This window comes from Corynebacterium sp. MSK035 (assembly GCF_030232615.1).
In the GTDB taxonomy this organism is placed as follows: domain Bacteria; phylum Actinomycetota; class Actinomycetes; order Mycobacteriales; family Mycobacteriaceae; genus Corynebacterium; species Corynebacterium jeikeium_D.
The window spans coordinates 35,858-49,914 of the sequence record NZ_JASPJP010000010.1; the positions used below are offsets into that span (position 1 = coordinate 35,858).

12 protein-coding genes are annotated in these 14,057 nt (G+C 58.9%); 8 read left to right on the plus strand and 4 right to left on the minus strand.

The window, feature by feature from the left end; translation table 11 throughout:
- The first annotated feature begins 16 nt into the window (after positions 1–16).
- Positions 17–1,075 (plus strand): ferrochelatase, encoded by a 1,059-nt coding sequence (locus tag QP978_RS07465; protein WP_070429716.1) that lies wholly within the window; start codon positions 17–19, stop codon positions 1,073–1,075.
- 40 nt (positions 1,076–1,115) lie between these two features.
- Here QP978_RS07465 and QP978_RS07470 read toward each other — a convergent pair whose 3' ends face one another.
- Entirely contained in the window at positions 1,116–1,973 is an 858-nt protein-coding gene (locus QP978_RS07470) for an Rv1486c family protein (protein ID WP_016422771.1), read from the minus strand.
- A 65-nt stretch (positions 1,974–2,038) separates the two neighbouring features.
- On the opposite strand from QP978_RS07470, the gene QP978_RS07475 reads away from it, so the two are divergent.
- The 3 genes from QP978_RS07475 (at position 2,039) to QP978_RS07485 (ending at position 4,883) form a co-directional block, all read left to right on the plus strand.
- Positions 2,039–2,893 carry a DUF3097 domain-containing protein gene (locus QP978_RS07475; protein WP_048734135.1) on the plus strand — a complete coding sequence of 285 codons (855 nt, stop codon included), beginning with the start codon at positions 2,039–2,041 and terminating at the stop codon, positions 2,891–2,893.
- A 60-nt stretch (positions 2,894–2,953) separates the two neighbouring features.
- Complete coding sequence (locus QP978_RS07480) at positions 2,954–3,391, plus strand: NfeD family protein (RefSeq protein ID WP_042388696.1); 438 nt, start codon at positions 2,954–2,956, stop codon at positions 3,389–3,391.
- A gap of 91 nt (positions 3,392–3,482) precedes the next feature.
- Entirely contained in the window at positions 3,483–4,883 is a 1,401-nt protein-coding gene (locus QP978_RS07485; protein WP_070429715.1) for an SPFH domain-containing protein, read from the plus strand.
- A 4-nt stretch (positions 4,884–4,887) separates the two neighbouring features.
- On the opposite strand, the gene QP978_RS07490 is transcribed toward QP978_RS07485, so the two are convergent.
- Both QP978_RS07490 and QP978_RS07495 read right to left on the minus strand, forming a co-directional pair.
- Entirely contained in the window at positions 4,888–5,460 is a 573-nt protein-coding gene (locus QP978_RS07490; protein ID WP_070429714.1) for a DNA-binding protein, read from the minus strand.
- Between the two features lie 127 nt (positions 5,461–5,587).
- The gene (locus QP978_RS07495; RefSeq protein WP_070429713.1) at positions 5,588–6,259 is read right to left on the minus strand and encodes a TVP38/TMEM64 family protein; all 672 of its coding nucleotides are present in this window, start codon (positions 6,257–6,259) and stop codon (positions 5,588–5,590) included.
- Positions 6,260–6,646: 387 nt separating this feature from the next.
- On the opposite strand from QP978_RS07495, the gene QP978_RS07500 reads away from it, so the two are divergent.
- The 3 genes from QP978_RS07500 (at position 6,647) to meaB (ending at position 11,946) form a co-directional block, all read left to right on the plus strand.
- A complete protein-coding gene (locus QP978_RS07500) occupies positions 6,647–8,539 on the plus strand; it encodes a methylmalonyl-CoA mutase family protein (RefSeq protein WP_088611541.1) in 1,893 nt (630 codons plus the stop codon).
- A gap of 8 nt (positions 8,540–8,547) precedes the next feature.
- Positions 8,548–10,767: a methylmalonyl-CoA mutase gene (scpA, locus tag QP978_RS07505; protein WP_005510731.1), complete on the plus strand. Its 2,220-nt coding sequence runs from the start codon at positions 8,548–8,550 to the stop codon at positions 10,765–10,767.
- A 66-nt stretch (positions 10,768–10,833) separates the two neighbouring features.
- Positions 10,834–11,946 (plus strand): methylmalonyl Co-A mutase-associated GTPase MeaB, encoded by a 1,113-nt coding sequence (gene meaB, locus QP978_RS07510; protein WP_070547122.1) that lies wholly within the window; start codon positions 10,834–10,836, stop codon positions 11,944–11,946.
- A 69-nt stretch (positions 11,947–12,015) separates the two neighbouring features.
- Here meaB and QP978_RS07515 read toward each other — a convergent pair whose 3' ends face one another.
- On the minus strand, positions 12,016–12,348 hold the full coding sequence (locus tag QP978_RS07515; protein WP_016422780.1) for an ArsR/SmtB family transcription factor: 333 nt from the start codon (positions 12,346–12,348) through the stop codon (positions 12,016–12,018).
- A gap of 188 nt (positions 12,349–12,536) precedes the next feature.
- Between QP978_RS07515 and cls the strand changes: the two genes are divergently transcribed.
- Positions 12,537–14,030, plus strand: a complete 1,494-nt coding sequence (cls, locus tag QP978_RS07520; RefSeq protein WP_042388706.1) for a cardiolipin synthase — start codon at positions 12,537–12,539, stop codon at positions 14,028–14,030.
- Positions 14,031–14,057: the final 27 nt, after the last annotated feature.

Below are 14,057 nucleotides of genomic sequence, written 5' to 3' on the forward strand. Positions count from 1 at the left end.
ACTAACATGATTAGCTATGTCTTCTGATAATTTTGACGCTATTTTGCTGTTGTCTTTCGGCGGTCCCGAAAAGATGGCCGATGTGCGTCCCTTCCTGGAGAATGTCACCCGCGGCCGCGGAATTCCGCCGGAGAGGTTGGACGAAGTCGGTGCACACTACGCGCACTTTGGCGGTAAGTCCCCGCTCAACGATTTAAACCGCGAAATTGTCTCCAACCTTAAGGCTGAGCTCACTCGCCGTGGCTATGACTTGCCTGTTTATTTCGGCAATCGCAATTGGCATCCGATGGCTGAAGACACCGCGGCAAAGATGGCTGATGACGGTGTTAAGCGAGCGCTCGTTTTCGCCACTAGCGCCTGGGGCGGCTACTCCGGCTGCCGCCAGTATCACGAAGACATTGCTCGGATGCGCGAATCTCTGGGCGACCGTGCTTTTGACATGGAGAAAATCCGGAGCTTCTACGATCATCCGCTCTTTATAAAAGCCTATGCAGACGCAGTGCGTGAGGCGTTTGCCAAGCTACCGGATGACCGCCGTGAGGACACCCGGCTTATTTTCACCGCTCACTCTATTCCGGTCTCTGCGGACAAGGCATCCGGTCCGGTAGAGCTCGGCGGAAATCTTTACTCCCGCCAGGTCAACGAAGCAGCACGGCTCGTCGCCGACGCAGTGGGTATCACCGACTTTGACGTCGTCTGGCAGTCCCGCTCTGGCCCGGAGCACGTGCCGTGGTTGGAGCCTGACATCGTCGACCACGTTGAAGCGAAGGTCGCCAACGGCCTCCGATCCGCAATAGTGTGCCCGATTGGCTTCATCTCGGATCATGTTGAGGTCGCCTGGGATTTGGATGCTGAGCTTCAGGATGAAATGGCTCATCACGACATCGTCATCGAGCGGGTCGCAACGCCTGGTCCGACGGCTACTTTCACTGACATGCTCGTGGAGCTCATCGAAGAGCGCATCGCAGATGTCAAGCCCCGCCATCTGGGAAGTGAACCGCTACTCGGCTCGGCCTGCAACGGCGCCCCCTGCGCCGCATCCTGTTGTACCCCGGCAAAGCGCCGCCCACACTGATTCCTTTGGTTTCAATCGGGCCTCGGGGCAGGGCAAATCTCTAGCGGGTCCACTCCTGAATCGCGTATTCCACCGCGCTCATCCGCGCCTGCCGGATCTTTCGCCACAGCGGGATGAGCTGCGCGTCAAACGCGGCGCTGCCGTGCCCGGACTCGCTGCCCTGTGCCACCGCCAGAATCGACGACACCCGATCAGCTCTGGCGAGCACTCCCAGTGCACGGCGCGGCACATCATCCGGCACAAAGGCCATGTCCAGGTGGTCATCGAGCATGCCGACCATCAGCCGGGGATCCACTTTCGGGGCACCACTGCTTGACGACGTCAGCGGTGAACGCGGCATCGCCGCAATCGTGGCAGCCGCAACCCGCGCCGCATCTGCCAGCTGTAAATCCGCCTCGCCAGGGGAGAGATAGGCCGGCTCGGGAATGTGGCCTTCCAGTGTGTACCAATGCCACTGCGGTAGGCCTGGCACCGGCGTTGTCACTGGTATGAGCACATGGTTCCAGCCCGGCTCCGCATCCGCAATCACAATGGCCGAGCCTGCTGCGCGTGCAGCTTCAGCGGCGTCGGTTCCCGCAGGCAGTGCAGGTGCATCACCGGGCCCGGAGAGAATGAGGCGGACGAGGGGACGGTGGTCACTGTGCCAATCTCCCGCTTCAGTAACCGCTCGAAGAAGGCGGAGCATGTCGCTTCGATCGAGATCAGCGTCGCAATCGATGACATTCGGAACCGTGGCGTCGGCAAGCACGAACGTCCCCGGAACTGACGTGGGTCCGCCGAGCGAGTCTAGCGCGTCGAGGAGATGATCGTAGTTTTCCAAACCCGACAACCACGCGCCCAGCCAAAGGGCGATGTGCTGAGTTGGACTCCAGACCTGGTCGAGAACACTGCGCTGCATAGTGCAGCTCATCCTAGTGCAGCGTGTCGTTGGTCCCGTAACCGATGCTGTTAATCTCAGTACCCATGAGCTTTCAAGACCCGTACCGCAATCAGGACGTGTTCGCTGGCGCACGTGGCCACCGCCGTCGTATCCCACAGCCGGCACGCGAGGTGACAGCAGAAAATGGTGTTGTCGTCGAGGCGTCCTATGACGGATTCGTCGGTGCGATTATCGGGTTGGAGAAAACTTTCGACGGCTGGTGCGTCCGGCTGGAGGACCGCCACGGCAAGTCGCGGCTATTTCCCATGCACGAGCGCGGATTTCTCATCGACGGCAAACCTGTGACTCTGGTGCGTCCGAAGGCACAACCCAAAAAGCCCTCACAGGATCTATCGGCATCGGGCTCGCGCAAGGTTCACAACGTCAAGGCGAAAGTTGCTCTCCCCAGCCGTATTTGGGTCGAGGGTATTCATGACGCGGCAATTGTCGAGAAGGTATGGGGCCACGATTTGCGTGTCGAAGGCGTAGTCGTGGAGTATCTGGAGGGCTTGGACAACCTTCCAGAACGCTTGGCCGAATTTGGTCCGGGTCCGAAGCGCCGCGTCGGAGTCCTGGCAGACCACTTGGTGGAGGGCAGTAAGGAAAGCCGCATGACTCAGCAGCTCGGCCCGCACGTGATGGTCACAGGCCACCCGTTTATCGATGTCTGGCAAGCGGTCAAACCCTCGTCGGTAGGCATCGAGGCATGGCCGGAAGTTCCCTACGGGGAGGACTGGAAGACAGGAATCTGCCGTCGCTTGGGCTGGGGAGACGACCCCAAGGAGGGCTGGCGACGTGTCTACGCAGGTGTACACACCTACCGTGATCTGGAGTCAGATTTGATTGGCGCAGTTGAGCGCCTGGTCGACTTCGTCACTGAGCCACATATGCAGTACTGACCCCGGAATACTGGCTCCACTCGCCCCACATTTGTTCTGCAAAGTAGGTAGGGTGAGGGCGTGATTCCTCTCCTTTGGCTCGGAGCAAGCCTCCTACTGGTTCTCGGTGAACTCGCAGTCGGAGATTTAGCACTGTTAATGCTCGGAGGTGGTGCACTGGCAGCGTCCGGTGCGAGCCAGCTTGGAGCGCCGCTTTGGCTGTCAGTGGTTATCTTCGCCGTTGTGTCCGCCGCACTTGTGCTGACAGTTCGCCCTGTGTTGCGCAAAAAGATGGCAAAACCGGACAAGTCCGCAGAACTGGAGTCGCGTCCGGAACTGCTAGCGGGCCGTCATGCTGAGGTCATCGAGCCAGTTTCCTCGTCAGCGGGTCTGATTAAGGTCAATGGCGAGTTGTGGAGCGCGCGCAGTCTTCTGACTGCGCAGACCTTCGATGCGAAGGAAAGAGTCACGATTGTAGAGATTTCGGGCAATACCGCAGTAGTGGACAAGCTGCTCTGAGCAGCCGACTCACTTAAAGGGCGCTCGGAGCACTCTTAGTTACTGACCATTAAATAACTGACCACACAGTTTCTAGCTACGAGGGAATCCCATGGAAGGCTTTATCATCCTCGTCGTTTTCATTCTCGTGGTTGTTACCTTGGTTCTCAAAGCGATTGTCCTGGTTCCTCAGGGTGAAGCGGCAATCGTAGAGCGACTGGGACGATACACGCAGACACTGAACAGCGGCCTGAACTTCATCATCCCGATCATTGACCGAGTGCGCGAGAAGGTCGATACCCGTGAGCGTATGGTTACCTTCCCGCCACAGGCAGTGATCACCGAAGACAACCTGACTGTGGCTATCGATACCGTCGTGACCTTCCAGGTCAATGAACCGGATCGGGCAATTTACGGTATCGATGACTACATCTTCGGCGTCGAACAGATCACCACCGCAACGCTTCGCGACGTCGTGGGTGGCCTGACACTGGAAGAGACACTGACTTCCCGTGACTACATCAACCGCCGTCTGCGCGGCGAGCTGGACGAGGCCACTGCCAAGTGGGGTCTTCGTATCGCTCGTGTGGAGCTGAAGGCCATTGAGCCGCCACCGTCGATTCAGCAGTCGATGGAAAAGCAGATGAAGGCCGATCGCGAGAAGCGCGCCATGATTCTGACTGCGGAAGGTACCCGCGAAGCCGATATTAAAACTGCTGAGGGCCGTAAGCAGGCACAGATTCTGGCCGCCGAAGGTAACAAGCACGCAGCAATTCTGGCTGCTGAAGCTGAGCGTCAGGCAACCATTCTGCGCGCTGAGGGTACTCGCGCCGCTACCTACCTTGAGGCACAGGGTAATGCTCGCGCTATCCAGAAGGTCAACGCAGCTGTTAAGGCTTCACAGTTGACACCTGAGATTCTTGCCTGGCAGTACCTGGAGAAGTTGCCTGAGCTGGCAAATAAGGACGGCAATACTGTTTGGATGATTCCGTCGCAGTTCGGCGACAGTCTCGAGAGCTTCGCTAGGGCTTTCGGCAAGAAGGATGCCGACGGTGTCTTCCGCTACGAGCCTCCGGCCGTGAGCCGAGAGACCAAGGAAGAGGCTGAGCAGGGCCGCGACGAGAACTGGTTCGACATGTCGACTAACCCGGAGTTGGCTCGTGCAGTTGCCGCGGCGAACGAGGTCGCTAACCGCCCGGTTGATGATCCGGTGGCTGCAGCAGCTGGTAATACCCCTGAGAGGAAGAAGAATCGCCGCGCTGATTCGGCTCAGCCCGCTCAGCCTGAACAGTTGGGTGGCCAGAACGGCCCGGCAGCGGTTGAACCTGCGACACCGGCTGCGCCCGCTGCGCCGGCCACACCGGCTGCGCCGTCGGTTCCTTCCGGCAAACGTGACCTGCCCTCGGCTCCTGGCGCCGGCAATACCAATGCAGGCGGCGGTGCGCGCTCCGCCGAGCGTCCAGATTTTTCAGGATGGTCACGTGACCCTTACGCCCCAGAAAATGGGCAGTAAGCTTTTATAACTCATCAGCTCGCTGAAGCAGGTGGACGGCCAGGTTCCATCCGGCCAGCTCCGCCTGCCAGCCAGCTGCTGCGAGGCGCTGATTGACGGCCTGCTTTGAAACTCCCAATTCTTCCGCGGCCTCTACCTGTGAAAAACCAGCGCGAACCAAACCAGTTGCCTCGCGGCCTTCGGGGGACCTGCGAGAGATAACGTGGTGCAGCAATGTGAATGCTGCACCAATATCCTCCGAGTAATCCTTACCACGCGGATTGTTAGTCCGAATGCGGGTTTTTACCGTGCCGGCCCTGCCTCCCTTACCGATGACTGAGCTCGATGCCAGATGCGCTTGCTCAATGTCGTCCTGAGGACAAACACCGATACCTATCGCCCAGTCACCTGCCGCCAATAGCGCCAGCACAAGCGTGGTGACTCCCACAGCATTTTCAGGAGCTGCGTGAAGCTCTTCGATACCTGCAACCTCAACAGTTCCTACGCCTTCCAGGCCGGAAAGTGCCTGCGCAGAGGCCTGAACGTGATCTGCCCTGCGAGTAGATCGACCGCGATACCTGGCAAAGACTGAGTACATACGCTCTAGTCTAGCCCCACCCCTTGACAGTTGGGCTAAGACACGTTCCTTCCCTCCGCACACTCACGGGCGCCCAACACCAGCTCGCCGAAAAATCACGCCTAGCTCAAGAGCGCCGAACGGTGTTTTAACGTTTCGATGAACCGGTTACGACAGGGAACTTGGCGTCCGCAAGAAGTCCCAGCAAGCCAAGCACGAGCAGAATTCCCGTGGCCACCGCAAAGCGCACGTCGAAGCCGACCAACAGCGCGTCGCCAAGCAGAACGACGGCGAGTGTGTTCGGCGCCGAACCTAGGGCAGTGGCGATGATATACGGCACGATGCGTATCGACGACAGCCCACAGGCATAGTTGAGAAACGAAAATGGCACGCCAGCAATCATGCGCAAGCTGAGCACTGTGAGCCAGCCGCGTTGCTCCAACCGATGGTCGAGACTGAGAAGACGGCGGTTGGTCAGGTGCGTGCGAAACCAATCGCGTCCCAAAAACCGCACAATACAGAGGGAGAGAAGGGCAGACACCGTTGTCGCAGTAATTGCCAGCAGGAAACCGAGCACTGGCCCGAAGAGGATTCCCGAAGCCAAAGTGAATACGGTGCGGGGGATTGGGAACTGAGTCAGTGCAACGTATGCGAGAAAGTAGAGGAGCGGGAACCAGTCACCGGCATCGATGGACCACTGCCGGATGGTAGCGACGGTGGGAACATCGACGTACAGCGTGACGACGACCCCCGCACCTACGGCTAGCACCAGCAGAACCTTTTTGAGTGTAGGGGTAATTCGCACATCGGATACGTTCACCCATTTGAGGTTACCGGGGATTGCGGGGAAGCGTGTGACCTGCGAGTTGGAGGCTCTGCGAAGAGGGGCAGTCAGCGGCTAAAGGCGTTTGCCCTTTATTTCACTAGGATGGGAACCAAGGTCACTATGCCTTTGGCTCGAGCACTTGACGTGCCCGTCAGCACAAAACCGAACGTAAGGGTATTGCACAAATAGCTGAAAAGTTCAGTGCATGGACACTCGGGTGAGTCTTAGCGTCTGACTAGTGGCTCTTATTGACTATTGGAGGAAGCCAACGCCTTTAGATCCCTTTCCGTCGCGGAGAATTCGGAAATTGTCGCAGCCGAATTTCCTCGGTCATGGATTGATAGAGGCGTTGCTTAGAACATGTAAGGGAGAAGGTCTGTCGTGACTGACCGAACGACCCCCGAATCACCTTCCACGCTGCCACCAAACTTCGAGGAATTGCAGAATTCCTGGTATCAGGGCGTGGCCAAGGTATTCGCGCGGGTGCACAAGCAAGACGTTGCAGATGTACCGCTCGATATTTGGAAACGACTGATTCAGACCACCTATGACGGTGTCGATGTTCGCCCGCTCTACACCCGCGCGGACGAGCTCGCGGAAAGCCCAGCTCCGGGCCAGTTCCCATTCGTCCGTGGCGCAAAGGTCACTTCGGACAACACCAACGGTTGGGGCGTTCGGGAAACCTTCGGTCGCCAGTACCCAGGTGAGGATGCACTTGACCCAAAGGCCGTCAACGAGACTCTGCTGACTGCCCTGGAAAACGGCACCACGGACATCCGCCTGGACTTCACCGGCTCCCTCGAAGCCGCTGATGTGCCGGCTCTGCTCAACAACGTCTACGTCGACCTTGCTCCGATTGCCGTGCATGCCGGTAAGAAGACTGCGCAGGTTGCGGAAGCACTGACGTCCTACATCGAGCAGGCAAACCCGACTAATCCGGACGCCGTCGCAGTCGAGCTTTCCGCGGCTCCGCTGACCTCCGCTTTTGCCGGTATTGACGATGTTTCTCTCGACGAGGCCACGCAGCTGGCCGTCAAGGCGGCTAAGCAGCCGGGCGACGTCCGTGCCCTGCTTGTCGACGGCGTTGTTTTCTCCAACCTGGGTGCAAACAACATCCAGGAGATTGGCTACAGTCTCGCCGTTGGTGTCGCCTACTTGCGTGCGCTGACCGACGCGGGCTTGAGCGCTGAAGAAGCCCTCGGCCAGATCGCTTTCCGCTTTGCCGCTACCGACGACCAGTTCGACACCATTGCGAAGTTCCGCGCCGCTCGCGTTCTCTGGGCCCGCGTTGCTGAGGTTATCGGCGCCCCTGAAGCTGGCCGCGCTCCGATGCACGCCGTGACAGCCCCGGTCATGTTCAGCCAGCGCGATCCGTGGGTCAACATGCTGCGTGTGACTGTCGCCTCCTTCGCCGCAGGTGTCGGCGGTGCCTCCTCAGTTGAGGTTCTGCCGTTTGATTACGCAGTTGTCGGCGGCATGCCGAACGTCTCCAAGACTTTCAAGGCTCGCATCGCTCGCAACACCAACCTGTTGCTGCTGGAAGAGTCTCACCTTGGTTACGTCGCCGACCCAGCAGGTGGCTCCTACTTCGTCGAAGACCTGACCGAAGAAATGGCCGACAAGGCATGGGAGATTTTTACCGCCACTGAGGCCGGCGGCGGTTTCGCCTCCGCGGAGGCCGATATTCGCGCCGCCCTGGACGCTACCTGGGAAAAGCGCCGCGCCGACATCGCACACCGCCGCACCAAGGTCACCGCTATCAACGAGTTCCCGAACCTGGCTGAAGCCCCACTGGCTCCTGAGGCCCGCCCGGAGGGCGACCCGATTCGCCGTTGGGCCAGCGACTTCGAGGCGCTGCGCAACCGCTCCGATGACTTCCTGGCTGAAAAGGGCAACCGTCCGCTGATTGCCATGCTGCCGCTGGGTCCGCTGGCCAAGCACAACATCCGCACTGGTTTTACCTCCAACCTGCTGGCTTCCGGCGGTATCGCCGTCGCCAACCCCGGCCAGGTTGTGCCGGGCGAGGCCGGTTTCGAAGAGGCAGTGAAGGCCTCTCCGATTGTCGTGCTGTGCGCAGCCGACAGCGAGTACGAGACCTCGGGCCAGGACGCTGTCAAGGCCGCCCGCGCCGCCGGCGCTAAGGAGGTCTTGGTGGCCGGCTCCGAGAAGAGCTTCGCTAATGCCGCTGAGGACGCTCGTCCCGACGGATACCTGAACATGACCATCGATGCTGTCGCGGAGCTGTCCCGACTGCTGAACGAACTGGGAGCGTGAAGGAAGTAATGACCACCATCCCAAATTTCGCTGACATCTCCCGCAACACCGACGACGCAGCCGCTGCCACTAACAAGGCAGCTGCCGCGGAAGCTGGTGAAGTGTGGACCATTCCAGAGGGCATCGATGTCAAGCGCGTCTACGATCGCGCTGACCGCGACGCCGCTGCTGCCGAGGGCCACCCGGTAGATTCTTTCCCGGGTATCGCCCCATTCATGCGCGGGCCGTACCCGACCATGTACACCAACCAGCCGTGGACTATTCGCCAGTACGCTGGCTTCTCCACCGCAGCTGAGTCCAATGCCTTCTACCGCCGCAACCTCGCGGCCGGCCAGAAGGGCCTTTCGGTCGCTTTCGACCTGGCTACCCACCGTGGCTACGACTCGGACAACCCGCGTGTGTCCGGCGACGTCGGTATGGCCGGCGTGGCAATTGACTCGATTTACGACATGCGTGAGCTCTTCCAGGGCATTGACCTGGGCGGCGTCTCGGTGTCTATGACCATGAACGGCGCTGTGCTGCCGATTCTGGCCTTCTACATTGTCACCGCTGAAGAGCAGGGCGTTTCGACCGAGCAGCTGCGCGGTACGATCCAGAACGACATTCTCAAGGAGTTCATGGTTCGTAACACGTACATCTACCCGCCGAAGCCTTCGATGCGAATCATCTCCTCAATCTTCGAGTACACCTCGGCAAAGATGCCGAAGTTCAACTCGATTTCGATTTCCGGCTACCACATTCAGGAAGCCGGCGCGACGGCCGACCTTGAGCTCGCTTACACGCTTGCCGACGGCATCGAGTACCTGCGGGCCGGTATTGACGCTGGCCTTGAAGTTGATAAGTTCGCTCCGCGTCTGTCCTTCTTCTGGGGCATCTCGATGAACACCTTCACCGAGATCGCCAAGCTGCGTGCAGGCCGTATCCTCTGGTCTGAGCTAGTTGGCAAGTTTGGCCCGAAGAACCCGAAGTCGCAGTCCCTGCGTACTCACTCGCAGACCTCCGGTTGGTCGCTGACCGCTCAGGATGTCTACAACAACGTCGCGCGTACTGCTGTTGAGGCTATGGCCGCAACACAGGGCCACACCCAGTCGCTGCACACCAACGCACTGGACGAGGCCCTGGCACTGCCGACTGACTTCTCAGCCCGTATTGCTCGTAACACTCAGCTGCTGCTTCAGCAGGAGTCCAACACCACGCGTCCGGTTGATCCGTGGGCTGGTTCCTACTACATCGAGTGGCTGACTAATGAGCTGGTCAAGCGTGCACGCCAGCACATCGACGAGGTCGAAGAGGCCGGCGGTATGGCACAGGCCACCATCGAAGGCATTCCGAAGCTGCGTATTGAAGAGGCCGCAGCTCGTACGCAGGCCCGTATTGACTCGGGTCGTCAGGCTCTCATCGGCGTGAATAAGTACCAGGTCGAAGAGGACGAGGCCATCGAGGTTCTCAAGGTTGAGAACTCCCGCGTACGCCAAGAGCAGATTGACAAGCTGGCTCGCCTGCGCGCCGAGCGCGACGAGGAAGAGGTTCAGAAGGCACTGGCCGCTCTGACCGACGCTTGCCGTAACCCGGGTGAACCGGGGGACCTGGACAAGAACCTGTTGAAGCTCGCTGTCGACTGTGCTCGCGCCATGGCCTCCATCGGTGAAATCTCCGACGCCATGGAAGAGGTCTTTGGCCGCCACCAGGCCGAGATCCGTACTCTCTCCGGCGTCTACAAGGACGAAGTTGGCAAGGAGGGAGCCGTGTCCAACGTCTCCAAGGCCATCGCCATGGCCGATAAGTTCGAAGAGCAGGAAGGTCGCCGTCCCCGTATCTTCCTGGCCAAGATGGGCCAGGATGGTCACGACCGTGGCCAGAAGGTCATCGCGTCCGCCTACGCGGACCTCGGCATGGACGTTGACGTGGGACCGCTGTTCCAGACTCCGGAGGAGGCCGCCAAATCGGCAGTCGACTCGGATGTCCACGTCGTCGGTGTTTCTTCACTAGCCGCCGGACACCTGACGCTCGTTCCTGCCCTGCGCGATGAGCTGGCAAAGCTGGGGCGCGAGGACATCATGATTGTTGTCGGTGGTGTTATCCCACCGGGCGACTTCCAGGAGCTCTACGATGCCGGCGCCGCGGCTATTTACCCGCCGGGCACTGTCATCGCTGATTCGGCAATCGACATGATGACCAAGCTCTCTAACGAGCTGGGCCTCGACCTTGCCGTTGACGAAGAGTCCTAAATAACTACCGCATCCGCGCTGGGCTGACTGTTCAGCTCAGCGCGTTGTCGGAATTGAGAAGTAGCGATGAACGAGTATCTTGAAGAAAACCTGGGCACCCTCGTCACTACCGCTGGCACGGTCGTTGAGGGAAAGACCGCTGTAGCCCCCGAAGTCGTCCGTCGTGCGCGACGACGGATAGATGTCGACGACCTCTTTGAGGGCGTGCGGGCTGGAAACCGCACTAAGTTGGCTCGGGCAATCACGCTGCTGGAGTCGACTGCTCCGGCGCATAAGGTGCTGGCTCAAGAGCTACTGGTGAAGTTGCTGCCATTTTCCGGCAAGGCCATGCGCGTCGGACTTACCGGCGTCCCCGGCGTCGGTAAATCAACCACGATTGAAACCCTCGGGCTAAAGCTGATCGAGGAAGGCCACCGCGTTGCGGTGCTGGCCATCGACCCGTCGTCGACGAAGTCCGGTGGCTCGATTCTGGGCGACAAGACCCGTATGTCCCGGCTCTCGGCCGCGGATGAGGCCTTCATCCGTCCGTCGCCCTCTGCGGGCACGCTCGGTGGTGTCGCCAAGGCAACGCGTGAGGCCATGGTGGTGCTCGAGGCCGCAGGCTACGACATTGTCATCGTCGAAACTGTCGGCGTCGGTCAGTCCGAGGTCGCGGTGGCCCAGATGGTGGATACGTTTGCGTTTCTGGCACTCGCCGGCGCTGGTGACCAACTCCAGGGCATCAAGAAGGGTGTGCTGGAGATGGCCGACGTGATTTCTATCAACAAGGCGGATGGTAAGAACTTGCGCCCGGCAAAGCGCGCTGCGCGTGATCTGATGACGGCCATGAAGATGGTTCGCTCCTCAGACCAAGTCTGGACGCCACCGGTACTGACTATGTCGGCACTGGAAGACGACGGCATCGACAAGTTCTGGCAGGCCATCGAAGACCATGTCGAGGCTATGCATGAGAATCATCTCTTTGATGAAAACCGCGCTAACCAGCAGATTAAGTGGATGTGGTCCATGGTGCACGAGACGCTTTTGCAGCGACTCAACACCAACGAGGCTGTGCAGACAGAGAGCACCCTGGTGGAAAAACAACTCCGCTCGGGGCAGCTGACACCGACGCTCGCCGCCCAGCGCATCATGGAGGCATTTGACCAGGGAAGGGCATCGAACGCCGGGCTCGCCAACTAGGTTCCGAAGGGTGCGGGATTTTCGTCGTAAAGCGAGTAAAGCGAGTAAAGCGAGCGTATCCGTGTGCGCCTACTGACCGCGGTGATGGGGCGGATCGCTGTAGAGCGTGTGTTCGGCGAAGTGGAGAGCGTTGACCACGAGGTTGGTGAGGTGCTCGTCGGGCTGAGAGTAGAAGCTAGACGTGCCCTCCTTGCGAGTCTGCACCATATTGGCCATGCGCAACTTCGCCAGGTGCTGAGAAATCGCGGGGACGGGGCGATCGAGCGTACTAGCGATCGCGGTGACGGTCATCTCCCCGTCACGAAGGAGCGACAGGATGGAGAGACGCGTCTTGTCTGCCATCAACTTCAGTACGCTAGTGGCAACGTCGAGCTCGGTGCTCGTAGGAGCCTTCTCAGTCATTTGGAGGGGTTAGTCCTTTCGAAGTCGACATGCCAAACGCTTACTATGTTCAATAAGTTGAACATTACTACGTATTGATACCAGTATTCAATTTCAGATGTCACAATAGGCTGTCACGAAAAGGGGAAGAGTGCACCTAAGGGGCAGCGACCAAAAGTACTGAAAATTCCTTCAGTAATATCATCTGCATGGATTGGTTGATGGGCACCTTCCCGTGGCTGGTGGAGGACTTAACGTGGTGGCAAGTACTATTTTTCGCACTCGACTACACGATTAAGTTCATCGCGATTGGGTGGGTGCCGGAAAACCGAAGCCCATCGGCTTCGACGGCGTGGCTGCTACTGATTCTGCTGATTCCATTTATCGGCCTACCTCTGTTCCTCTTCCTGGGCTCGCAGCAAATCACGGGCCGTAGGCACGAGGTACAGGCACTGGCGCAGGAGCTCATTGCGGAACGTACCGAGCATCTTCCCGACGTACCGGATGATGCCGAGATAGAAGATGATGTTGTCAACGTATTCAAGCTCTCGCGTCAGCTCACGGGAATGCCGGCAATTGCCAGCGCAGAAAAGGGACTTTTCACCGAATTCAATGCCTCCATTGACCGCATGATTGAGACCATCGATGCGGCTCAGAAATCTATCCACGTGCAGTCCTACATCTTTGCACTGGATGACAGCACGGAGCCTTTCATACAGGCTCTCGAGCGCGCGCAAGACAGGGGACTAGAGGTCAAGGTACTGGTCGATCCAATTGGTTCGTGGAAGTACCCCGGCTACTACAAGTTGAAAAAGCGCCTGGACCAGTCCCAAATCTCCTGGCACCCAATGCTGCCCGTGAGCTTGCTGAAGCTCACCTGGCGCCGCCTGGATCTGCGTAATCACCGCAAGCTCGTAGTTATTGATGGCGACATTGTATTCATGGGTTCGCAGAATTTGATTGAGCCCGAATATCAGAAGAAAAAGAACCATAAGATCGGCCGCCGATGGGTGGACACCTGGATTGAACTCGAGGGCGATATTGCGCTGGCCTTCGACGCAATTTTCGCGGTTGATTGGACCAGCGAGCTATACAAGACCCCAGACGCCACCAGGGACTATTCACTCCACAACACCGAAGTCAACGACAACTACAACGTTGTCCAGGTGCTGCCGTCGGGTCCGGGCTTCAGCACGGAGCCGAACCTGCGCGTCTTCAATAACATGATTTACCAGGCACACGAGCGGATTATCGCCGTCAGCCCGTACTTCGTCCCCGACGAATCCATGCTCATGGCGCTGACCTCTGCCGCATATGGAGGCATCGACGTCCAGCTCTACGTCAACGAAGAGTCCGATCAGTTCATGGTCGGCCACGCGCAGCAGTCCTACTACCAGGCACTGCTAACCGCTGGTGTGAAGATTTACCGCTATCCGGCGCCTGCGGTCCTGCACTCCAAGTTCATGGTTATCGACGACCGCATGGCCATGTTCGGCTCCTCCAATCTGGATATGCGCTCGTTCGGCCTCAATTACGAGATCACGCTTCTTTCCGCCGCCGGTTCCATCGTGGACAAACTGATCACGCTTGCCGACGAGTACCGTGACAAATCTTTCCTGCTCACCCAGGAGGAATGGAATGACAGGCCCCTTCGCCAGCGCTACCTGGACTCTGTTTTCCGCTTGACCTCGGCGCTGCAATAGGGCAGTCCCATTGGTCCGACAGACAAA

Coding starts and splice junctions, on each gene's coding strand:
- QP978_RS07470 (WP_016422771.1), bottom strand. CDS start 1,973: ATGCAGCGCAGTGTTCTCGACCAGGTCTGGAGTCCAACTCAGCACATC.
- QP978_RS07515 (WP_016422780.1), bottom strand. CDS start 12,348: ATGACTGAGAAGGCTCCTACGAGCACCGAGCTCGACGTTGCCACTAGC.
- QP978_RS07490 (WP_070429714.1), bottom strand. CDS start 5,460: ATGTACTCAGTCTTTGCCAGGTATCGCGGTCGATCTACTCGCAGGGCA.
- QP978_RS07475 (WP_048734135.1), top strand. CDS start 2,039: ATGAGCTTTCAAGACCCGTACCGCAATCAGGACGTGTTCGCTGGCGCA.
- meaB (WP_070547122.1), top strand. CDS start 10,834: ATGAACGAGTATCTTGAAGAAAACCTGGGCACCCTCGTCACTACCGCT.
- QP978_RS07485 (WP_070429715.1), top strand. CDS start 3,483: ATGGAAGGCTTTATCATCCTCGTCGTTTTCATTCTCGTGGTTGTTACC.
- scpA (WP_005510731.1), top strand. CDS start 8,548: ATGACCACCATCCCAAATTTCGCTGACATCTCCCGCAACACCGACGAC.
- QP978_RS07465 (WP_070429716.1), top strand. CDS start 17: ATGTCTTCTGATAATTTTGACGCTATTTTGCTGTTGTCTTTCGGCGGT.
- cls (WP_042388706.1), top strand. CDS start 12,537: ATGGATTGGTTGATGGGCACCTTCCCGTGGCTGGTGGAGGACTTAACG.